The sequence below is a fragment of the Streptomyces sp. NPDC002809 genome (assembly GCF_040295435.1).
Taxonomy (GTDB): Bacteria; Actinomycetota; Actinomycetes; order Streptomycetales; family Streptomycetaceae; genus Streptomyces.
In genome coordinates, this window is record NZ_JBEOVJ010000012.1 from 120,094 (window position 1) to 142,015 (window position 21,922).

The 21,922-nt window shown below is 70.9% G+C and carries 17 protein-coding genes and 1 pseudogene; 10 read left to right on the plus strand and 8 right to left on the minus strand.

The window, feature by feature from the left end; translation table 11 throughout:
- Positions 1 to 41 precede the first annotated feature (41 nt).
- Entirely contained in the window at positions 42 to 863 is an 822-nt protein-coding gene (gene pflA / locus ABT025_RS10970) for a pyruvate formate-lyase-activating protein (protein ID WP_350992281.1), read from the minus strand.
- Positions 864 to 1,009: 146 nt separating this feature from the next.
- On the minus strand, positions 1,010 to 3,268 hold the full coding sequence (gene pflB, locus ABT025_RS10975; protein ID WP_350992283.1) for a formate C-acetyltransferase: 2,259 nt from the start codon (positions 3,266 to 3,268) through the stop codon (positions 1,010 to 1,012).
- Between the two features lie 305 nt (positions 3,269 to 3,573).
- Between pflB and ABT025_RS10980 the strand changes: the two genes are divergently transcribed.
- Together ABT025_RS10980 and ABT025_RS10985 are read left to right on the plus strand one after the other, a co-directional pair.
- The gene (locus ABT025_RS10980) at positions 3,574 to 4,719 is read left to right on the plus strand and encodes a P1 family peptidase (RefSeq protein ID WP_350992285.1); all 1,146 of its coding nucleotides are present in this window, start codon (positions 3,574 to 3,576) and stop codon (positions 4,717 to 4,719) included.
- Positions 4,720 to 4,852: 133 nt separating this feature from the next.
- Entirely contained in the window at positions 4,853 to 5,623 is a 771-nt protein-coding gene (locus ABT025_RS10985) for a DUF6227 family protein (protein WP_350992287.1), read from the plus strand.
- Between the two features lie 93 nt (positions 5,624 to 5,716).
- Here the strand turns inward: ABT025_RS10985 and ABT025_RS10990 are convergent, their stop codons facing one another.
- A complete protein-coding gene (locus tag ABT025_RS10990; protein ID WP_350992289.1) occupies positions 5,717 to 7,270 on the minus strand; it encodes an MFS transporter in 1,554 nt (517 codons plus the stop codon).
- Between the two features lie 62 nt (positions 7,271 to 7,332).
- On the opposite strand from ABT025_RS10990, the gene ABT025_RS10995 reads away from it, so the two are divergent.
- Positions 7,333 to 8,313, plus strand: coding sequence for a helix-turn-helix transcriptional regulator (locus ABT025_RS10995; RefSeq protein ID WP_350992291.1), 981 nt, complete (start codon positions 7,333 to 7,335; stop codon positions 8,311 to 8,313).
- A gap of 210 nt (positions 8,314 to 8,523) precedes the next feature.
- On the opposite strand, the gene ABT025_RS11000 is transcribed toward ABT025_RS10995, so the two are convergent.
- A complete protein-coding gene (locus tag ABT025_RS11000) occupies positions 8,524 to 9,522 on the minus strand; it encodes a sigma-70 family RNA polymerase sigma factor (RefSeq protein WP_350992293.1) in 999 nt (332 codons plus the stop codon).
- Positions 9,523 to 9,669: 147 nt separating this feature from the next.
- Here ABT025_RS11000 and ABT025_RS11005 point away from each other — a divergent pair, with 147 nt between their 5' ends.
- The gene (locus ABT025_RS11005) at positions 9,670 to 10,224 is read left to right on the plus strand and encodes a GNAT family N-acetyltransferase (protein WP_350992295.1); all 555 of its coding nucleotides are present in this window, start codon (positions 9,670 to 9,672) and stop codon (positions 10,222 to 10,224) included.
- Between the two features lie 248 nt (positions 10,225 to 10,472).
- Entirely contained in the window at positions 10,473 to 11,513 is a 1,041-nt protein-coding gene (locus tag ABT025_RS11010; RefSeq protein WP_350992297.1) for a questin oxidase family protein, read from the plus strand.
- An 88-nt stretch (positions 11,514 to 11,601) separates the two neighbouring features.
- On the opposite strand, the gene ABT025_RS11015 is transcribed toward ABT025_RS11010, so the two are convergent.
- On the minus strand, positions 11,602 to 12,384 hold the full coding sequence (locus ABT025_RS11015) for a dioxygenase family protein (RefSeq protein WP_350992299.1): 783 nt from the start codon (positions 12,382 to 12,384) through the stop codon (positions 11,602 to 11,604).
- Positions 12,385 to 12,518: 134 nt separating this feature from the next.
- On the opposite strand from ABT025_RS11015, the gene ABT025_RS11020 reads away from it, so the two are divergent.
- Positions 12,519 to 13,031, plus strand: a complete 513-nt coding sequence (locus tag ABT025_RS11020) for a MarR family winged helix-turn-helix transcriptional regulator (RefSeq protein ID WP_350992301.1) — start codon at positions 12,519 to 12,521, stop codon at positions 13,029 to 13,031.
- A gap of 107 nt (positions 13,032 to 13,138) precedes the next feature.
- Here ABT025_RS11020 and ABT025_RS11025 read toward each other — a convergent pair whose 3' ends face one another.
- Together ABT025_RS11025 and ABT025_RS11030 are read right to left on the minus strand one after the other, a co-directional pair.
- Positions 13,139 to 14,671, minus strand: a complete 1,533-nt coding sequence (locus ABT025_RS11025; protein WP_350992303.1) for an MFS transporter — start codon at positions 14,669 to 14,671, stop codon at positions 13,139 to 13,141.
- A gap of 170 nt (positions 14,672 to 14,841) precedes the next feature.
- A complete protein-coding gene (locus tag ABT025_RS11030; RefSeq protein ID WP_350992305.1) occupies positions 14,842 to 15,504 on the minus strand; it encodes a TetR/AcrR family transcriptional regulator in 663 nt (220 codons plus the stop codon).
- A gap of 402 nt (positions 15,505 to 15,906) precedes the next feature.
- Here ABT025_RS11030 and ABT025_RS11035 point away from each other — a divergent pair, with 402 nt between their 5' ends.
- The gene (locus tag ABT025_RS11035) at positions 15,907 to 17,184 is read left to right on the plus strand and encodes a M6 family metalloprotease domain-containing protein (protein WP_350992307.1); all 1,278 of its coding nucleotides are present in this window, start codon (positions 15,907 to 15,909) and stop codon (positions 17,182 to 17,184) included.
- Here the strand turns inward: ABT025_RS11035 and ABT025_RS11040 are convergent.
- Positions 17,171 to 18,924 (minus strand): annotated as a pseudogene (locus tag ABT025_RS11040) (class I adenylate-forming enzyme family protein). The gene ABT025_RS11035 and the pseudogene ABT025_RS11040 overlap by 14 nt on opposite strands.
- A 319-nt stretch (positions 18,925 to 19,243) precedes the next feature.
- Here ABT025_RS11040 and ABT025_RS11045 point away from each other — a divergent pair.
- The 3 genes from ABT025_RS11045 (at position 19,244) to ABT025_RS11055 (ending at position 21,550) form a co-directional block, all read left to right on the plus strand.
- Positions 19,244 to 20,002 carry an IclR family transcriptional regulator gene (locus ABT025_RS11045; RefSeq protein WP_350992311.1) on the plus strand — a complete coding sequence of 253 codons (759 nt, stop codon included), beginning with the start codon at positions 19,244 to 19,246 and terminating at the stop codon, positions 20,000 to 20,002.
- A gap of 164 nt (positions 20,003 to 20,166) precedes the next feature.
- A complete protein-coding gene (locus ABT025_RS11050; RefSeq protein WP_350992313.1) occupies positions 20,167 to 20,790 on the plus strand; it encodes a glyoxalase in 624 nt (207 codons plus the stop codon).
- Positions 20,791 to 20,851: 61 nt separating this feature from the next.
- Positions 20,852 to 21,550 carry a HEAT repeat domain-containing protein gene (locus tag ABT025_RS11055; protein ID WP_350992315.1) on the plus strand — a complete coding sequence of 233 codons (699 nt, stop codon included), beginning with the start codon at positions 20,852 to 20,854 and terminating at the stop codon, positions 21,548 to 21,550.
- Positions 21,551 to 21,922 lie beyond the last annotated feature (372 nt).

Below are 21,922 nucleotides of genomic sequence, written 5' to 3' on the forward strand. Positions count from 1 at the left end.
CGAGGTTCGGTCGCATCCGGGCGACGAGTGCGACGTACGCCTCACACGGCATGCAGCCCGCGCGAGGCGAAGACCTCTCGGGCGGCGGCCACCTGCCCGGGGGTGGGCGGCGGGGTGTCGTGCAGGGTGAACGGCTTTCCCAGCGCCCGCCACTTCGCCTCGCCGAGCTTGTGGAACGGGAGGACGTCGACGCGCGAGACGTTGCCGAGGGAGGCGGCGAAGGCCGCGACCCCGTCGATGTTGGCCGGGTCGTCGGTCAGTCCGGGGACCAGCACGAAGCGGACGTGCACCTCCTTGCCGAGAGCGGCGAGGCGGCGGGCGAAGTCCAGGGTGGGCTCCAGCGGCCGGCCCGTGACCTCGCGGTAGGTGGCACGGTCCCAGGACTTGATGTCGAGCAGGACCAGATCGGCGTCGCGCAGCAGCGCGTCGGTGGCCCGGGTCCCGAGGAATCCGGAGGTGTCGAGTGCGGTGTGCAGCCCCAGCTCGTGCTTGTAGCGGTGCAGGAGCTCACCGGCGAAGACGGGCTGCAGCAGGGGTTCACCGCCGCTGATGGTGGCTCCGCCGCCCGCGGCCCGGATGAACGTCGTGTACTTGTCCGCCTCGGCCACCATGTCGTCGGCCGAGGTCCGGGTGCCGCTGCGCATCCGCATGGTGTCCGGGTTGTGGCAGTAGAGGCAGGTCAGCGGGCAGCCGGACAGGAAGGTGACGAAGCGGGTACCGGGACCGTCGAGGCCCGACGACAGGTCCCAGGAGTGGACCGATCCGGAGACCGCGCGCCTCGTGACCGCGCCCGCCGGAGTGGCGGGAGCGCCCGAGGGGACGGACGGGGCACGGGTGGCGGCGCTGTCGAGGAGGACGGCCATGACGGGACCTTCTTCGCGGAGGGTCTGCGGCCGGCTGGGCCGCTGGGGTGGGGCGCGCGCCGCCGGGGCCGTACGGGGGATGGGCGCCCGGCGCCGCGCGGTTCAGGGGGCTCGGGGCCGGCGCTCCGGCCGGCCCCGAGCAGGGTTCAGAGCGAGTCGTGGAAGGTGCGGTTGATGACGTCGAGCTGCTGCTCGCGGGTCAGCCGCGTGAAGTTGACCGCGTATCCGGAGACCCGGATGGTCAGTTGCGGGTAGTTCTCCGGATGCTCCATGGCGTCCTGGAGAGTCGCCCGGTCCAGGACGTTGACGTTCATGTGGAAGCCGTCGCTCGCCGTGAATCCGTCCAGGACGCCGGCGAGGTTGTGGACGCGCTCCCCGGGGGTCCGCCCGAGTGCGTCGGGCGTGATGGTGTTGGTCAGTGAGATGCCGTCCTCGGCATCGTCGTACGGCAGCTTGGCGACGGAGAGGGCGGAGGCGATGTAGCCGTGCTCGTCGCGCCCGTTCATCGGGTTGGCGCCGGGGGCGAAGGGGGCGCCGGACCGGCGGCCGTCCGGGGTGTTGCCGGTCTTCCTGCCGTAGACCACGTTGGAGGTGATCGTCAGGACCGACTGGGTGTGCACCGCGTCCCGGTAGGCGGGGTGCTCGCGGATCTTCTCCATGAAGTCGTGGACGATGCCGCGCGCCAGGGAGTCGGCCCGTTCGTCGTTGTTCCCGTAGGCGGGGTGGTCGCCCTCGATTTCGTAGTCCGTCGCCAGCCCGGTCCCGTCGCGGATCACCTTCACCCGGGCGTACTTCACGGCGGAGAGCGAGTCGGCCGCGACCGAGAGGCCGGCGATTCCGCAGGCCATGGTGCGCAGGATCTCCTGGTCGTGGAGGGCCATCTCCAGCCGCTCGTAGGCGTACTTGTCGTGCATGTAGTGGATGACGTTCAGCGCGTGCACATAGGTCCTGGCCAGCCAGTCGAGCATCGCGTCGTACCGCCGGACAAGGGTGTCGTAGTCCAGGTACTCGTCGGTGATCGGCTCGAAGCCGTCCACCACGAGCTTGCCGGTGCGCTCGTCGCGGCCGCCGTTGATCGCGTACAGCAGGGCCTTGGCGACGTTGACGCGGGCGCCGAAGAACTGCATCTGCTTGCCCGTCGCCATCGCGGAGACACAGCAGGCGATCGCGGTGTCGTCCCCGTACTTCGGACGCATCAGGTCGTCGGACTCGAACTGGAGCGCCGAGGTGTCGATGGCCACCTGCGAGGCGAACTCCTTGAATCCGGCGGGCAGCCGGCGCGACCAGAAGACGGTGAGGTTCGGCTCGGGGGCCGGGCCGAGGTTGTAGAGCGTCTGCAGGGCGCGGAAGGTCGTACGGGAGACGAGCGGACGGCCGTCCTCGCCGATGCCGGCCATCGACCAGGTGACCCAGGTCGGGTCACCGGAGTAGAGCTCGTTGTACTCGGAGGTGCGCAGGAAGCGCACGATGCGGAGCTTGATGACGAAGTCGTCGATGAACTCCTGGGCCCGCTCCTCCGTGATCAGCCCGCGCTCGATGTCGCGCTGGAGGTAGATGTCGAGGAAGCTGTCGATACGGCCGATCGACATGGCCGCGCCGTTCTGCTCCTTCACGGCGCCGAGGTAGCCGAAGTACAGCCACTGAACCGCCTCGCGGCCGGTGCAGGCGGGGCCGGAGATGTCGTAGCCGTACGTCAGGGCCATCGCCTTGAGTTCGTTCAGGGCCTTGATCTGCTCGGAGACCTCCTCGCGGTCCCGGATGACGTGTTCCGTCGGCCACTGCTCGCCGAGGGCGGTCCTGTCCGCCTCCTTGGCGGCGATCAGCCGGTCGACGCCGTAGAGCGCGATGCGGCGGTAGTCGCCGATGATCCGGCCGCGGCCGTAGGCGTCCGGCAGACCGGTGATGATCCCGGACGAGCGGCAGGCGCGGATCTCGGGGGTGTACGCGTCGAAGACGCCCTCGTTGTGGGTCTTGCGGAGGTGGGTGTAGACGTCCTTGACCGCGGGGTCGGCCTCGTAGCCGTACGCGTTCAGGGCGCCCTCGACCATGCGCCAGCCGCCGTTCGGCATGATGGCGCGCTTCAGCGGGGCGTCGGTCTGCAGGCCGACGATCAGGTCCAGGCCGGCGTCGACGTAGCCGGGGCAAAAGGCGTCGATCCGGGACGGGGTGTTCACGTCCACGTCGTACACGCCCCGGGCGATCTCGTCCGGGAACTTCGCGAGGAGCTTCTCCCAGACCGCGGTGGTCCGGGCGGTCGGGCCGGCGAGGAAGGAACTGTCGCCCTCGTAGGGCGTGTAGTTGTGCTGGACGAAGTCCCGGACGTCGATCGCGTCGCGCCACAGCCCGCCCCTGAAGCCGTCCCAGGCGCCGCTGTCCGTGGTCGCCTCTGCCGCAGTCGCCGTCATGGCCCGCACCTTCCGCTGTCGTCCGCGCGTCTTCTTCGCCGCTGCGTCCATTGCACTCCCGATCGGCGCGTGCGGCGGCCCGCATTGGTCCTGGACGAAGGGCCGTTGGTCCCGTCGATTGCCGGTGGCGACCGCGCATACACCGTCCGAGCTGGGCGTTCTCGTGGGACCTTGGCCCATAATTCGCTTGTGAATGCATTCACAAATATTTCGGCGCGTCCCGCTTCCCCCGCCTCCCGGCGGGTACGTTCACGGTGCACGGCCCGCCCAGCACCGTCAGCCACCCGCACCACGAGGAGCACCGGATGACCGGCCAGGACAACCCAGCACCCACATCGACGCCCTCGCCGTCGCCCCGTCGGCGGGACGCCCTGACCGACGTCGCCGGGATCCGCGTCGGGCATGCGCGGGTGGCGGGCGAGGGGGCGCTCAGCGGCACCACCGTGGTCCTCGCGCCCGAGGGCGGCGCGGTCGCCGCCGTCGACGTACGCGGCGGGGGCCCCGGCACCCGGGAGACGGACGCGCTGGATCCGCGCAACCTGGTGCAGCGCATCGACGCCGTGGTCCTCACCGGCGGCAGCGCGTACGGCCTCGACGCGGCGTCCGGGGTGATGGCCTGGCTGGAGGAGCAGGGGCGCGGCGTGCGGGTCGGCGCCGATCCTGCCCAGGTGGTCCCGGTGGTCCCCGCGGCCTGCGTCTTCGACCTGGGGCGGGGCGGCGACTGGCGAGCCAGGCCGGACGCCTCGACCGGCCGGGCCGCGGTGGAGGACGCGGCGCGCACGGAGCCGGGCGCCGCGGTCGCCGAGGGCTGCGCCGGGGCGGGCACGGGCGCGGTCGCCGGGCAGCTGAAGGGCGGGGTGGGCACGGCGAGCGTCCTGCTGCCGTCCGGGATCACCGTGGCCGCGCTGGCCGTGGTGAACGCGGCGGGCTCCGTGCTCGATCCGCGTACCGGGGTGCTGTACGGGGAGTACGGCGGCGCCGAGCCGGCCGTCGCACCCGCGCCGGAGATCCACCAGGAGGCGCAACGGCGCCTGGCGCAGGCGCACGACGCAAACACGCGCCCCCCGCTCAACACCACGCTCGCCGTCGTCGCGACGGACGCCGAACTCGGCCGCGCGCAGGCACAGAAACTCGCGGGGACGGCGCACGACGGGCTGGCCCGCGCCATCCGGCCCGTACATCTGATGACCGACGGGGACACCGTTTTCGCCCTGGCCACCGGCGGGCGATCGCTGGACGCGGCGAACCCGTTCGCACTCAACGACCTGCTGGCGGCGGGCGCGGAGGCCGTGACCCGGGCCATCGTGAAGGCCGTGCGGGCTGCCACAGGCGTCAACGGCAGCGACGGCGGCGCCACATACCTCGCGTACAGCGATCTCTACGGCACATCGCAGCAAACCGCACAGTCACCGGACAACAAGGCACACGACGTCGACTCGCCATCGGCGTAGGGAAGTTCGGACGAAGAGCAGGAACCTTCTGCGTGCACCGTACGTTTTTCTCAACCCCGGTCACGATGTCAGACCCAGGGACTACGTTGAGCACGCACCAAGTCACACGCGGCGACGGCCTGGAGAAAGCACCTTGAGCGATCCGTACGAGACAACCGAGCAGCACCTCGAGCGACTCCTGCGACGGGCTCTCAACTCGTTCGACCTGCCCGACAGCACGGTCGAGCGGCTCGGCACCGCGCTCGCCCACAGCAGCGCCCTGCACTCCTCCCACCACAGTTCCTCCCTGCACCGTGAGACCTATCGGCACACGTATCTGCTGGCCGACGGCTCACCGCTCGCCCTGTGGGAGCTGGTGCACTGCGGCCCGCGCGACGCCGCGGACCCGGGATTCGACGCGCTGCGCGGCCCCCGACAGCACGAGCTGTACGACGACGAGGCCGACGCCCACATCGCGGCGGCCCGGCTGACCGGCGGCTTCTGCGACGGCCCGGTCTTCGGGCACGACGGGCCGCAGGCCGACCTGGAGATCCTCGACGCCCTGATGGCGGCGCCACCGGCCCCGCTCCCCCGGATGTACGCCCCGGACAACTCGGCGGACCACGCCCGCCGGGTGCTGCGCCGGGCGGAGAACCGGGATGTGCCGGGCGCGGCGACGGCGCGCCTGCTGCGGTCGGCCTTCGCCCACCACATCACCCAGGTCTTCGGGCGGCAGTGCCAGGTGGACGGACGGGACGCCGGGTTCACGCTGTACGAGCACGCCTTCCTGCTTCTCGACGGCAGGGAGACGAGCCTGTGGGAGGTCGAGCACACGGCGACGCCGGACGGCCGCCACATGTGCGAGGTGTACGGCGACGAGGACGCGGCGCGCGGCGCGATGGAGAGCCGCACCCGCATCTGCTGACGCGCTGCCCGGCACGACCCCGGGCATGACGGTGCCCGCACCCCGGCCGGGGTGCGGGCACCGTCGCTTCTTCCGCTTCCGCGTCGCGGCTGCTCAGTGCGTCAGCACCGGCTCCTTGACGGGCTCGTCGAAGGAGCCGCCGCTCTCGTCGGCGCTCTCGTCGCCGCCCTCCACGTGCTGCTTCGGCCGGGCCGGCAGCGCGAACATCACCAGGAAGATCACCGCGAGCACGCCCGCGACCCACCACAGCGACTGCTCGAAGGCGTCGGCGAACGCCGGACCGATCTGCGGCGGCGTCAGCCTGTCGCCCATCGCCCCGAAGAAGATGACCGAGACCAGAGCCAGACCCAGCGCATTGCCCATCTGCTGCACGGTGTTGAACAGTCCGGAAGCCGATCCGGAGTGCTCCTTGGGCACCTCGGACAGCACCGCGTCGGCCAGCGGGGCGACGATCAGCCCCATGCCGGCCCCCATGACCACCAGCGGCAGCGCCATCTGCCAGGACGTGATCCCCATGCCGTAGCGGTCGGACTCCCAGATGTAGAGCAGCAGCCCGGCGATCATGAGCAGCGCCCCCGCCTGGAGCACCTTGCGGCCGAAGCGCGGCACCAGCTTCTGTACGGAGATACCGGCGGCGAACGAGACGGCGACCGAGAACGGGATACCGGTCGTACCGGCCCGCAGCGCACTCCAGCCGAGCCCCTCCTGCATGTACAGCGTCCAGACCAGGAAGAAGATCCCGAGGCCGATTCCGAAGGTCAGCTGCACGGCGATGCCCGCGGCAAAGCTCTTGACCCGGAACAGCGACAGCTCGACCAGCGGCGAACCGTCCCGGCGCGCCTTCGCCCGCTCGAAAAGCACGAGGGCGGCGAAGACGACGATGCTGCCGGCCATCGACAGGTAGCCCCAGAGCGGCCAGCCCAGCTCCTCGCCGCGGGTCAGCGGGTAGATGAGCATGAGCATCGCCAGCGTCACCAGCACCACGCCGACCAGGTCGAGGCGGAGCGCCTTCGGCGCCTTGGACTCGGAGATGAACTTGCGGCCCAGGATCAGGCCCGCGATGCCGACCGGCAGGTTGATCAGGAAGATCGGGCGCCATTCGAGACCGGCGATGTTCCACTCGGTGAGCAGCGCGCCCAGCAGCGGACCGGACACGGCGCCGAGGCCGACGATCGCGCCGAAGAGGCCGAAGACCTTGCCGCGCTCGTGGGCCGGGAAGGTGGCGTGCACGATCGACAGCACCTGCGGCACCATCAGCGCGGCCGTGCCGCCCTGGAGGATGCGGGAGGCGACCAGCATCTCCGGGTTCGCGGCGAATCCGCAGAGCGCGGAGGCGACGGTGAAGCCGCCGATCCCGATGAGGAAGAGCCGCTTGCGACCGTAGATGTCACCGAGCCGGCCACCGGTGATCAGACCGGCGGCGAAGGCCAGGGCGTACCCGGCGGTGATCCACTGGATCGAGCTGAAGGAGGCGCCGGTGTCCGCCTTGATGCTCGGGATGGCGATGTTGACGATCGTGACGTCGACCAGGTCCATGAAGGCGGCGGTCATCACGATGGCCAGGGCGAACCACCGGCGGCGGTCCGACGGGGCCGAGGGGACCGCGGGGGCGGCCGCCGACGACGGCAGGGATGCGGAGGAAGTCATATGAGGAAGTTAAACGTTCATTAGGTCAGTTCGTGACCCATTGGACGGGCATCCTGGGTGACATGACCGACACCCCGGCACGACTGCTGAATCTGCTGTCACTGCTCCAGACGCCGCGCGAGTGGCCGGGCAGTGAACTCGCCGACCGGCTCGACGTCAGCGCCCGCACCATCCGGCGCGACATCGACCGCCTCCGCGACCTGGGCTACCCCGTCGAGGCCTCACGGGGCTCGGTCGGCGGCTACCGGCTCGTGGCCGGCACGGCGATGCCGCCGCTCCTTCTGGACGACGAGGAGGCGGTGGCCATCGCGGTGGGCCTGCGGGCCGGGGCCGGCCATGCCATCGAGGGCGTCGACGAGGCCTCCGTACGGGCGCTGGCCAAGCTGGAACAGGTGCTGCCCTCACGGCTGCGCCACCGGGTCTCCACCCTGCAGAACGCGACGATGCCGCTGGCCCGCGGGGACGGCTCGACGATCGACCCGCAGACGCTGACCGTGATGGCGTCGGCGGTCACGGGCCGGGAGCGGCTGCGGTTCGCGTACCGGGCGAGGGACGGCGCCGAGTCGAGGCGGCAGGTGGAGCCGTACCGCCTGGTGAGCACCGGGTGGCGCTGGTACCTGGTCGCGTACGACCTGGAGCGGGAGGACTGGCGCACCTTCCGGGTCGACCGGGTGAGTGATCCGTTCGCGACGGGCGCCCGTTTCACGCCGCGCGAGCTGCCGACCGGCGACGCGGCGGAGTTCCTCAGCAGTTCCATGGCGCGCAGGCAGCCGGAGCTGGCGGTCGACGTGAGTTTCGCGGCGCCCGCCGAGTTCGTGGCCTCGCGGCTGCCCGCCTCGATGGGCCCGCTGGAGCAGACCGGCGAGCACGGCTGCCGGCTGCGGGCGGTGCTGAACGACTCACTGGAATGGGTGGCGTTGCGCCTCGCGCTGGTGGACTGCGAGTTCACCGCGCACCAGCCGCCGCAGCTGGTGACGTACCTGAAGGACCTGGGCAGCCGGCTCACCCGCGCGGCGGCATCCCGGACGACGCCCGCTTCGTAGAACCCGTCGTACTGCTCGTGGAACCCGCCGAGCTACCGGAAAGGCTGCCGGGAAAGACACCGGAAGGAAGACACCGGGAGACGGCGGAGACGGCGGGAGACGCCGGAAAAAGGATGAGCCCCGGCGCCAGGGGGGGGGTGGGCGCCGGGACTCAGCTCTAGGGGGCCACCGATGTGAAGCGGCCCAATTCGGAGGTTACTGGACGCGGGCTCATGCTGCAGCGTCAAAACCCGTGTCGTGAGCCATTCGCTTCAGTTCGAGCAGCGCGTGCTTCTCGATCTGGCGGATCCGCTCGCGAGTGAGCCCGTGCTGCTTGCCCACCTCGGTCAGGGTCCGCTCACGGCCGTCCTCGATGCCGTACCGCATACGGATGATCGACGCGGTGCGGTTGTCGAGCTTGCCGATCAGCTCCTCCAGCTCCTCGCTGCGCAGCAGTGTCATCACGGACTGCTCGGGCGAAACGGCGGAGGTGTCCTCCAGGAGGTCACCGAACTGCGTGTCGCCGTCGTCGTCCACCGACATGTTCAGACTGACCGGGTCGCGGGCCCAGTCCAGGACATCACTGACCCGCGACGTCGTCGAGTCCAGCTCGGCGGCGATCTCCGAGTGCTCCGGGTCGCGCCCGTGCTCGCGGTTGAATTCGCGCTGCACACGGCGGATCCGGCCGAGCTCCTCCACCAGGTGGACGGGGAGCCGGATCGTGCGCGACTGGTCGGCTATGGAACGGGTGATGGCCTGCCGGATCCACCACGTCGCATAAGTGGAGAACTTGAAGCCCTTGGCGTAGTCGAACTTCTCGACCGCGCGCACCAGGCCGGCGTTGCCCTCCTGGATCAGGTCGAGCAGCGGCAGCCCGGCTCGCGGATAGCGGCGAGCGACGGCGACGACAAGCCGGAGGTTGGAACGGATGAATACGTCCTTGGCGCGCTCGCCCTCGGCGACCAGCGCCTCCAGCTCCTCGCGCGAGGCCCCGCCGGCTTCGCTCTCCACCGCACCGTCGAGGACCTGCTGAGCGAAGACACCCGCTTCCAGGGTCTGCGACAGCTCGACCTCCTTGGCGGCATCGAGCAGCGGCGTGCGCGCGATCTCGTCCAGGTACATGCCGACCAGGTCGCGATCGGCGATCTCCCCGCCCACGGCGCGAACGCTGCTTGCCCGGTTGGTCCCGCCGGTGGCGGACGAACGACGGGCGACGGCACGGGTTGCCATGCGTGCTCCCTTGCTGAGTAGGTCGCGACACCTTTTCGGGTGCCCTGCATCCGATGGAAACAACGACTGGAATCCGGACAGAATTCCCATGACCGGCATTCATTTTCGAGATCATGCAGTACCCTGTCGCGCCACCAGGGAGGGCACATGACACAGCCGGACACAGAAGTGCAGGTCAGACCAGGAGTCGAGGGCGATCTGGGACCTCTCACGGACATCTACAACCATTACGTACGTGAGACCGCCCTCACATTCGACACGGCCCCGTTCACTCCCGAGCAGCGCCTCCCCTGGTTGCGCTCTCATCCAGAAGACGGCCCGCACCGGCTTCTGGTTGCTCAGGATGTCCGCAATGTCGACGAAACGGGCGGGACGGGCACCCGGATCCTGGGCTACGCCACCAGCAGCGCGTTCCGCCCCAAGGCGGCGTACTCCACATCCGTCGAGGTGAGCGTCTACTGCTCCCCCGACGCCACGGGCCGAGGCATCGGCACCCTCCTGTACGCGGCGCTCTTCGAGGCCCTCGCCGGCGAGGACCTGCGTCGCGCGTACGCGGGCATCACCCAGCCCAACGAGTCCTCGGCCCGGCTGCACGAACGCTTCGGCTTCCGCCACATCGGTACGTACTCGGAGGTCGGCCGGAAGTTCGACCGGTACTGGGACGTGGCCTGGTACGAGAAACACCTGGGTCCGCAGGCCTGAGGGCTGTCCCGTAGGGCCTTTCGTCCGGATCAGGCCGGATCAGGGAGCGGGGTCCGGTGCGCGCGGCTGCAAGGCGGAGGAGGGAGCCACCGCGGAGCTCCGGCGACCGACGGCAACGCGGCAGATGCGCGTGCCGGGGCACGCGAGCCCCGGCACGATCCGAACGAGAGGACCTAGGTCTGCGGTCCGCCCTGTCCGGGACCTCAGCCGGATACCGGGCGCCGCCGCCGTGCCTGGCGTGGTTCCGCATGGACCTCACGTCACCCAACGCACCCGACACCTCAGGAACCCTCGACGAAGCACTGGAACGACTGCACACCTTCGGTCCCGAGCGGGACGGCTGGCTGAGCAATCACGCCCCGATGGCCGTGGAGGCGCTGGTGCGCCACGGCCAGGCACCGGGGGTACACCGCTGGCTGGACCACTACCGGGCCAGACTGGAGGACATGCCGGACCGGTTCACCGAGGTTACCCCGGAGAACTGGCAGGAGGCGCTGGGCGACCCGCGGCGCATCGCCGACTGGGCGGCGTACTTCGCACGCGAGACGGCCGGCCGGCCCTGGCGCGAAGTGCTCGCCGAGTGGTGGCCGCGGCTGCTGCCCGGCATCGCGGCGGGCGCCACGCACCCGGTGATCCGGGTCGGCCACAGCGTGCGCACGCTCCTGAGCGCCGATGAGAACGCGCCCCGCGTCACCGAGCTTGCCCATGCGCTCGGCTACTGGGCGGCCCGCCACCAGCCGCTGCCGCCGCTGTCCGCGGCAGCCCCGGCGGCCGACGCCGCGGCCGCGCTGGACGCCGTGGCGCCCGTCCCCGACCAGAGCGGTGGCATCCAGGGCCGGCTGGGGCAGCTGACCGCGTTCCCGAGGTGGCCGGGGCGGCCAGTGGCCGGCCCCGAGGCCGCCCGCGCCCGGCTGACGGAACTGGTGCGGGCCGCCACCCACCGCTACGCGACATACGGATACGGCGCGCCGATCATGCTGGTGCATGCCGCAACCGCGCCCAACGCCGTGCTGCGCACGCTGCCCGCACTCCCCCGCGCACTGTGGGCGCCGAGCCTGGAGGCGGCCTGGGCGGCGAGCGCGGCGGTCACCGCCGCCTACTCCCCGGCGAGGCCCGCCGATCCGGGCGCCGTCCCCGGCGGACTGTCCGCCGAGGAGGTCTTCGCGCGGGCGGCGGCCCACGGCGACGACCACACCATCAAGTTCACCGACACCGCACTGGACGTCGGCGGCGCGACCGCACTGGCAGCCGCGCTCCGCTCGGTCGAGCTGAACCCGCCGGCGTTCTGACCCCGGTCCCGGCCCCGGGCGGCTCGGGCCGGCCGCCCCGGGCCGCCGCCCCGAAACCGGCCCGGGGTGGCAGGCCCTCCCCTTCGCCTCAGCCGAACTGCACCGAGCGCTTGGCCAGACCCATCCAGAAGCCTTCGATCACGCTGCGCCCCTGGTCGAGCTCCTGCTCAGCGGCCCCGAGCGTGACGAAGAGGGGCGCGAAGTGCTCGGTGCGCGGGTGGGCCAGCCGGCCGGCCGGGGACTTGTGCTCGAAGTCCAGCAGCGCGTCGATGTCCCGCGCCTGGAGCGCTCGGTGCCCCCAGTCGTCGAACTCCGCCGACCAGCCGGGCACGCCGCCACCCGTATGGCGCAGCGCGGCGAGGTTGTGGGTGAAGAAGCCGCTGCCGACGATCAGGACACCCTCGTCGCGGAGCGGCGCGAGCTTGCGCCCGATGTCCATCAGCTTCTGCGGGTCCAGGGTGGGCATGGAGATCTGCAGCACCGGGATGTCGGCCGCCGGGAACATCTCCACCAGCGGGACGTACGCCCCGTGGTCGAGGCCCCGGTCCGGGATGTCCTGGACCGGCGTACCGGCGCCGCGCAGCAGCTTCCGGACGCTCTCGGCCAGCTTCGGGGCACCCGGCGCGGCGTACCGCACCTGGTAGTAGTGCTCGGGGAAGCCCCAGAAGTCGTAGACCAGCGGGATCGTCTCGGTGGCGCCGAGCGCGAGCGGGGCCTCCTCCCAATGGGCGGAGACCATGAGGACGGCGGTGGGCCGGGGCAGCCCGGCGGACCAGGCCGCGAGCTCGCCGGGCCAGACCGGGTCGTCGGCCAGCGGCGGTGCGCCGTGGGAGAGATAGAGGGCGGGCATGCGCTCCGCGGTGACTGTCATGACACTCCCCATCCACTGCTGCTCAAGGTAAGTCTTCTACGGGGTCTTCAACAGGAACAGTTCTTTAATATTCAAGTTCCCACCTTTGGAGACCTTAGCTCTATCTAGTTCAACTTTCAAGAAAAGGTCGTACAGTGGAGTACATGACCACGGCATCCACCGGTGGGCCGCGCTGGCTCAGCGAAGAAGAACAGAGCGTCTGGCGTGCGTATCTGCACGCCACCACGCTCCTGGAGGATCACCTCGACCGCCAGTTGCAGCGCGATGCCGGCATGCCGCACATCTATTACGGACTACTCGTCCAGCTCTCCCAGGCGCCCCGCCACCAGATGCGGATGACCGAACTGGCCAAGGACGCCAAGATCACCCGGTCCCGGCTCTCGCACGCCGTCGCCCGGCTGGAGAAGAGCGGCTGGGTGCGCCGCGAGGACTGCCCGTCCGACAAGCGCGGCCAGAACGCGGTCCTCACCCAGGAGGGCTACGAGATGCTCCGCCGCTCGGCCCCGGGCCACGTCAGCGCCGTACGCCAGGCGATGTTCGACCGGCTCACCCCCGAGCAGGTGCACACGCTCGGCGAGATCATGCAGGTCATGGCGGCCGGTCTCCAGCCGGAGGGCACCGACGCCGACCTCCCCTGGCTCCGCTGACCGCGCCACACCCCCTGCCCCCGCACGCGCCTCCGCCCCGGTTCCGTCGAACGGAACCGGGGCGGAGTTCGCTTCACACCGTGTCACGGCACGCCGCGCGCGAGCGGTCAGTGCGCGACGACCGGCACCTTGAACTCGTCCTCGACACCCGCGGAGTCACCGGAACCGGTGCCCCCGGACGTCGTGGTGGCCGACGGACGGCCGGCGTTGATGAAGGTCCCCGCGATCGCGGCGGCCACCACCAGGATGCCGACGGCCCACCAGATGGCGCCGGTGAAGCCGTGCACCATCGACTGGAGCTTCAGCAGCTCCGGGTCGGTGGCACCCAGCGCGGCGTGCGAGGTGGCGTACGCCGTGGCGGCCGAGGCCGCGATGGTGTTGAGCAGCGCCGTACCGATCGCGCCACCGACCTGCTGCGAGGTGTTGACCATCGCGGAGGCGACACCCGCGTCACGCGGCTCGATGCCGTGCGTGGCCAGCGACATGGCGGGCATGAACGCCGTGCCCATGCCGAGACCCAGCAGGAGCTGACCCGGCAGGATGACCGCCGCGTAGGACGAGTCGATCTCCAGCTGCGTGAGCAGCAGCATGCCGACACCGGCGGTCAGGAAGCCGGGAGCCATCAGCATGCGGGCCGGGACCCGCGTCATCAGCCGGGCACCGATCTGCGTCGAGCCCGTGATCATGCCGACGATCATCGGCATGAAGGCGAAGCCGGTCTTGATCGGCGAGTAGCCCTTGACGACCTGCAGGTAGTACGTGAGGAACAGGAACAGGCCGAACATCGCGATGACGGCGAGACCCAGCGAGAGGTAGACGCCGCCGCGGTTGCGGTCCATCACGACGCGCAGCGGGAGCAGCGGGGACTTGACCTTGGACTCGACCAGGACGAAGGCGAGCAGCAGCACGCCGGAGGCGACGAACGTGCCGATGGTCAGCGAGTCCGACCAGCCGCTGGACTCGGCGCGGGTGAACCCGTAGACCAGCGAGACCAGACCCAGCGCGGACAGGACGACGCCGGGGATGTCGAGCGAGGAACGGTTACGGCTGCCGGCCGGCTCGCGGATCACGAAGTACGCACCGGCTGCGGCGACGATCGCGAACGGGATGTTGACGAAGAACGTCCAGCGCCAGTTCAGCGTCTGGGTGAGCAGACCGCCGAGGATCAGACCGACGGCGCCGCCGCCACCGGCGATCGCACCGTAGATGCCGAACGCCTTGGCGCGCTCCTTGGCATCGGTGAACATCACCGCGAGCAGCGAGAGGGCCGCCGGGGCGAGCAGCGCGCCGAACACGCCCTGGAGCGCGCGGGAGCCGAACAGCATGCCCTGGTTCTGCGCCGCGCCACCGAGTGCGGAGGCGAGCGCGAAGCCGATCAGACCGACGACGAAGGTGCGCTTACGGCCCCAGAGGTCGGCGATCCGGCCGCCGAAGAGCAGCAGTCCGCCGAAGGCGAGGGCGTAGGCCGTGATGACCCACTGCTTGTTGGCATCGGTGATGCCGAGATCGGTCTGGGCGTGCGGGAGCGCGATGTTCACGATGGTGGCGTCGAGCACGACCATCAACTGCGCGAGCGCGATGAACGCCAGCGCTTTCCAGCGACTGGGGTCCGGGAGTCGGATATCAGCTGTTTTTGACATGGGAGTAGCCACCTAAGGACGCGCGAGGGCGCGCGAGGTCGTGAACCGTGCGTTCGGTGAGGGCCGAGCGGAAGCGAGGGTCGGACTCTGGTCAGGGAGAGATGGGAGAAGGTGGTCGAGGCGTGGCGGACACGCGGCCGGGCGTCCGGTTCAGGAGCCCGGTGCGTTGGTCAGGTCCGACGCCGCAGGTCCTCCAAGGTCGCCGCCGTTCCGGGCAGTACGGACCGGGCCGGGGCCTCCAGTCCGTCCAGGAACAGCTGGATGTGGCGGTGGGTGAACCGGTCGATGTTCGGGCAGGCGATGCCCGGCAGCGGCCGGGTGAGCTGGGAGAGGGCGACCAGTACGTCTCCGACGGCGATGTCGGTACGCAGGCGCCCCGCGGACATGGCGCGCGCGACGAGCCCCTCGACGGCCTCTTCGAGGCGCCGGCGCTCGGCGAGCAGTTCGGGATGGTCCTTGTCGAAGCCGCCGGACAGCATGGGGCACAGCGCCCCGATCCGTTCGTCGGCCGCCGCGTGCACGAAGCGGGTGAGCGCGACGAAGGCGTCGGGCTCCTCCCTCGCTGCCTCCTCGGCACGGTCGGTGGTACGGGAGGTGACCGCGAGGACGACCTCATGGGTCAGTGCGGCCCGGTCGGGGAAGTTCCGGTAGAGGGTGGCGTTGCCGACGCCCGCGCGGCGGGCGACCTCGTCGAGCGGCACGTCCGGCCCGAACTCGACGAACATCTCGCGCGCGGCCGTCACGATCCGCTCCCGGTTGCGCAGCGCGTCGGCCCGCGGGCGGGGCGTACGCGGCTGCGCGGTTCCGGCTGCGGTGCGGGCGACGGTGTCCACGGCGGCGCTCCTTCTCTTCCTGGTCTTCCGGATGGGCTCCGGATGATCGTCCGGCTGGCTTTCCGGCCGGTGTTCCGGATGGTCGTCCGGCTACGGGTCCTGCTGCGGCGGTGCCGGCCTGAGGCTTGCGCCCGCCCGGGCTTGTGCCGTTCCTGCGTCTGTAACTCCGGCGACCCGTCCGGTTAACCGGGGACCGCTTCCCCGTTTCGCAGGGACACCGATGCAAACGGGGAAATGGTCCCCGGTTATTTCCGACTCCATTGTGACCTGCGCCACACCCTCCGGTCGGGGAAAAACCCACCGATCGGCGCACCCAACGCGCGGCGCCGCACCGCCCGGCCGAGGCTGATCGACAGAGCGCAGTCGGGGTCGGCCGACTGCCGCGGACCCGAAGGCGCCTCTATGCAGAAGCCCCGCCGCCGGATACGCAAGCACCGTCACCCGGTGGCCCTCGGCGCGGCAACGGCCCTGGTCATCGCAGCACTGGCCTCGGCCAGCAACACGCTTCCCCTGCCCAGCAGGGCCTCAGCCGGACCGCTGACCACCGCCCGGTCGGCCGGTCTCGGCCCGTGCCGGATATCCGCGACCATGGGGGTACAGATGTCGGAGGGCATGCCCACGCAGCCGGGCTACGCCCGTTCCACCGGCCAGGTGCACGCACTGAACCTGATGATCGACTTCCCTGACGCACCGGGGAAGGAACCGGCCATGGACCGGCTGGCGGAGTTCTTCCCCCAGACCACGGACTGGTTCCGCACCAGTTCCTACGGGCGGCTCACCTATGTGCCCGAAGCGCCGGTGAAGACCTGGCTGCGGATGCCGCTGCCGTTCGCGGAGTACGGGATCGAACGCGGATCACCGTACGAACCGGGCTACCGCCACCTCGTCCAGGACATCGTCGCCGCCGCCGACCCGAAGGTGGACTTCACCGCTTACGACCTGATCAACATCCTGGTCACGCCGAACGCCGGGCCCTCCGCCCTGGACACCGTGCTGTCCGTGACCTTCTCGGGCAACGACGACGCCCCGTATGCGGACGGCGTCCCGCTCTCCAACACGTCCTTCGTCTACAGCCGCCAGGACGACGGCTCGGGCTCGTACCCCCAGACCGGCTACCGCGTCCTGCCGCACGAGAACGGCCATGTCTTCGGCCTGCCCGACCTCTACACGATGGAGGGCGGGGGCTCGGTCGGGCACTGGGACATCATGTCGGAGGACTGGGGCGCCAACAACGACCTGCTGGGCTGGCACAAATGGAAGCTCGGCTGGCTGGACAACGACCAGATCAGCTGCGCCTCCCAGCCCGGCACCAGCGACCACGTCCTGGAACCGCTGGCCACCCACGGCGGCACGAAGCTGGCGTTCGTACCGCTGACCGCGGAATCCGGCTATGCGGTGGAGGTACGGACCCAGGCCGGCAACGACCAGGAGGTGTGCCGGCCCGGCGTGCTGATCTACAAGGTGAGCTCGGACGTCGACACCGGCCAGGGCCCCGTGTCCGTCACCGACAGCACCAAGGACAGCAGCGGCTGCACCCGGATGCCCAATGTGCACGCCGAACTCTCCGACGCCCCGTTCCAGCCCGGTCAGACCTTCACCGACCGGGCCAACGGGATCCGCATATCGGTGGTCGACAAGGACACCAAGGGCGACTACCGCGTACGCATCACCCGCCTCTGACCACGCGCGCCCCGGCCGTGCGTCCGGTTCCGGGGCTGAGCCGGACGACGGCGGCGCCCTCCTTGCCGAGCACCGGGTGAACCGCTCCCGGAACCGCCGCGTCCGTCGTGCCCGCCGCCCTCTCGATACCCGCCGTGCACGCCGCGGGCTCCATGCCCGCCGTGCCCGAGTGCACGTACGGCGTCGACTCGGCCCTGGATGGACGTACGGCGTCGACTCGGCCCCGGCTCAGCACACGTTCTCGCCGCCGCGAGCGGCCACGTCCTTGATCCGCTCGACGGCATCGACCCGGCCTTCCCGGACCACCGCGAGGTCGCCGGTACGGAACCAGCCGCCGGTGAACGCCTGCGCCGTGGCCTCCTCGTCCTGCCAGTAGCCACGGACCAGCGCCTGGCCACGAAGCCACAGCTCGCCGGCCTCCCCGTCGGGCAGCGCCTCGCCCGTCGGGGAGGCGATCCGCACCTCGGTACTCGGCGTCGGCCGCCCCACGCTGCCCGGGTGCAGCCGGCACTCGGCGCCGAAGTCCGCCATGACGCCACCGCCGGTCTCGGTGAGCCCGTAACCGTTGCGCGGCTCGATCCGCTCCCCGTAGCGGGCGGTCAGCTGCACGACCAGGTCCCGTGGTGCCGCGACCCCACCGGTGTCGAGCACCTGGAGGCTCTCCAGCCCGTCTCCCGTCCGGGCGGCCGCGGCAAGCAGCCGGAGGGCGCTTGCCGGCGCCCCGGAGTAATGAGTGACGTGGTGCTCCCGGATCAGGCGCAGCGCCTCCTCCGCGTCCCACTCGCGCATCAGGACGACGGCGCCACCCACCGACATCGCGGCGCAGATGCCCGCGAAGGCGGCCACGTGGGGAAACGGGAACGTCAACAGCGTGACGGGCGCGGGCCCCTGTCCCGGAATGACACCCCGGCCGAGCGCGGAGGCGGCCGCCTGGAAGCGCGGGTTGCGCGCGGCACCCGCCTGGGCGAGCTGAGTGGCGACGGCACCCTTGGGCCTGCCGGTGGTGCCCGGGGTGTAGACGATCGTCGCGTCGTCCTCGGGCCGGATCTCGACCTCGGGCGGCGCGGCGAACGGATCGGGCGCCGGCAGGTCCTCGTACCACTCGACGCCCTCGGCAAGCCCTCCGGCGCGGACCTCGCGAGCGGAGCGGCGCCCGTCGTCTTCCCCCTCACCGCCACCGCCGCCGAAGACGATCACGCGCGCCCCGGACCTCCGGACCCATTCCGCGACCGGCGGCATCCGCTCCCCGTCAACCAGCAGCGCCCGCGGCCCGCAGTCGTCGAGCGCGTAGGTGAACTCGGCCTCCGTCCACCGGGCGTTCAGCGGGACCGCGACCAGACCGGCCAGCTGGGCGGCCCAGAACGCGATCTGCCACTCCGGCCGGTTCCCCATCGCGACCACCACCCGGTCGCCCGGGCGGAGCCCGTACCCCTCGCTCAGCCGGCACGCCAGAGCGGACGCGGCGGCGAAGAACTCCCCGTACGAATAGCTGCGATCCCCCGCGATCAGGAACGGCTGGTCCCCGAACGCCCATGTGGTCTCCACGAACTCACGGAGCGTCCTGGGCCCGTCCGCGTACACGAGCGAACCCGCGTGAGGCCCGTCCTCCTCCCGCACTACGGCGAACGGACCGCCGGGACCGGTCAGCGCGGCATGCACGCGAGCCGCCGGGGCCTCGGTCTTCGCCGCGGCGGGCCCGGAGGAGGGAGGTACGGCTGGGGTCGGATCGGAATGCGGCACGAACAACCTTCCTGAGCACGGATTCGGGCGGCACGCCCCGTATGACGCAACACATTGACGGCAATCCCGATCAGCCGCCCTTCAAGCACCGGACAAGCGCCAGTGACTCACGTCACAGCGCGAACGGTCGCACCCGAAGCCGCACGGACCTCCAGGTACACGCCAACTTCCCTCAACGGCCCGATCCGGGACAAAATGCGAAAGAACCCCGGGGTGACCAGTAGTCGCAAGACGCGCACCGAGGCGCAAGCCCAGGTGTCCGCAAGTGTCCGAGGACGCGGTGTCCATCTCCGATACCGAGTGACAATCTGGAGCGTCCGTGCCGCCTTCCCCCGCAGGCTCCCCCACCCTGATCGGCTCCGTGCAGCGCGCCCTGCGGCTCCTGGAAGCGGCGTCGGACCATCCGCACGGTGCCGCAGCGAAGCAATTGGCCCGCCGCGCCCAACTGCCGCTGAGCACGACGTACCACCTGCTGCGCACCCTTGTGCACGAGCGCTACCTGCGTCGGGACCAGGGCCTGTACGTGCCCGGGGACGCCACCCTCAACCTCGGCCGCCCCGCCGAAGCCGGCTCCGACCCCTCGCACTGGCTGACCGAGGTGGCCCACGACCTGGACGCCGCCGTCTACCACGCGCTCTACGTGGACGGCGAGGTACGGCTCACGCACGCCGTGGACGGGCCCTCCCACGCGAAGGTCGAAGAGAGCGTGCCCTTCGGCGCATCCGCCCACGCCCACGCCATCGGCCAGTGCCTCCTGGGCCAGCTCGACGAGGCATCCCGCCGGGAACACCTGGACCGCTACCCGCCCTTTCCCCTGACCCGGCACACGGTGACGGAGCCCGAAACCGTCCTCAGCCGACTGGCCCGCGCCCGCAGGGGCGAGCCCGTGCACGAGACCGAGGAGTACGCGATGGGCTCGGTCTGCGCCGCCGTACCCATCACGGTCGGCGCCGTCCCCTCGACCATCGCGATATCGCTTCCGTCGACCGAGTCGCACCGGCTGCACCGGACCGCCCAGCAGCTCAAGGCACGTAGCGAACGGACTCTGATCTCGCTCGCGTTCACCGTCACCGGCTGACCGTCGAAGAAGCGGCGCGCAGCAAGCGACAGCCGGCCGCTCCGCTGCCCCGCCACCTGGCTGCCGGCTACCTGCTGCCTGCTGCCTGCTGCCTGCTGCCCGGCAGCCGAACCGGTCAGGAATCAAGAAGCACCCGCGACCGCCCCGCAAATAACGTGAAGCACATGACCTCCATCGAAGCCCTCACCCTCGAGGTGGCCGACACCGCGGCCGCCCACGACTTCTACGCCGCGCTCGGCCTGGACACCCGGGTGGGCCTGCGCTCATCGGATGCGCCCACCACCGGTTTCCGCGGGTTCTCGCTGTCGCTCACGATGCCCCAGCCGGCCGACGTCCGCGGCTTCGTCGACGCCGCCCTCGACGCCGGCGCCACCACGCTGAAGCCCGCCACCAAGTCGTTCTGGGGCTACGGCGGCGTCGTCCGCGCCCCGGACGGAACGATCTGGAAGATCGCCACGTCGGCGAAGAAGGACACCGCCCCGGCCACCGGGCAGATCGACCAGATGGTGCTCCTGCTCGGCACTGAGAGCGTGACCGCCAGCAAGCGCTTCTACGTCGAGCGCGGCCTCACCGTGGCCAAGAGCTTCGGCAGCAAGTACGTCGAGTTCGACACCCAGGGCAGCCCCGTCAAGCTGGCCCTGTACGGGCGTCGCGCTCTCGCCAAGGACGTCGGCGTCCCCGTCGACGGCACCGGCTCGCACCGGCTCGCGCTCGTGGGCGGCACCGGCGCTTTCACCGACCCGGACGGGTTCGGCTGGGAGGCCGCGTCGCTGACACCCGCGCCCTGATCCGGTTCCGGGGAATCCGCCCGCCGCCGGGAAACAGGCAGGCCTGCCGGAGAATGAGGGCATGAACGCGGACGCGATCTCTGCCCTCGTCGCTCAGGCGGGCCATACGGATCCCGACCTCCGCGCCGAGGCGGCGGGCGAGCTGCCCGCGGCCATGTCCGGGCAGCCGGACGACCCCGCACTGGCCGCCCTGATCCCGCTGACCCGCGACCGGGAGGCGTCTGTGCGCGAGCGGGCCACCTTTGCGCTGGGGCAGCTGGCCGATGTGGACGGACCGGACATCAGGTCGGCCCTGTGGCGTCGCGTCGAGGACGAGGACCCCGAGACGCGCGAGGAGGCCGTACGCGGTCTCGCCGTGCGCCGGGATCCGCGTGCCGTTCCCCTGCTCGCCGCGCTGCTCGAAGAACCGACCGCCTACGTGCAGACGTTCAACGCGGCAGCGGTACTGGGCGATCCACGACTGCTTCCGTCGCTGCGCACGTACGACCCCGCGGACCCCGGTGTTCAGGAAGCACTCCAGGCCTGCGACCCGGCCGCACGGGAGCTGCGCGATGCCGCGGCGTGGGCCCTGCTGGAAGCGGTCCACGCCCTCCTGCCCGCGGCGGACTGGGCCCTGTACGCGTCGCGCTTCGAGACGAACCTGACGCTGTTGCTCGGCACCGTCGGGCACAGCGAGTCGGCGTGGAACGCGGACGCCCTGCTCGCCCGCGCCGGCGGGGATCCGGAACGGGCGGCGGCACTGGCCGCCGAAGCCGCGTAAGGGGCTTCTGCCAGGACAGTGGGTCCCGGTGCAATCGCAACCCTGCTGATCCACGTCACCCAAGGGCTGTCCCGTAAGCCGTGGTGGATCGGCGCGCGGCGTCGGATGCGGTGCATCGCAAGGCGGAGGAGCGTCCGCATACTGGATGTGTTCGGACGTTCCGACAACGCGGCGAGGTGCCGTAGCTGTCGTCGCGCGCCCGCAAGGGATTACGGGACAGCCCTTGGGCCTCGCTGAGCAACTCCCTCACACACGCCAAGATCATCCACAGGCTCGCAGCCCGAGCCGGTAAGCACATCTCCCCGCCCTCGGATCAGGCACCACCCGCTACACTGACCGCGGTGGCTGCGCCCTCACGGGCCGCCACCGCGA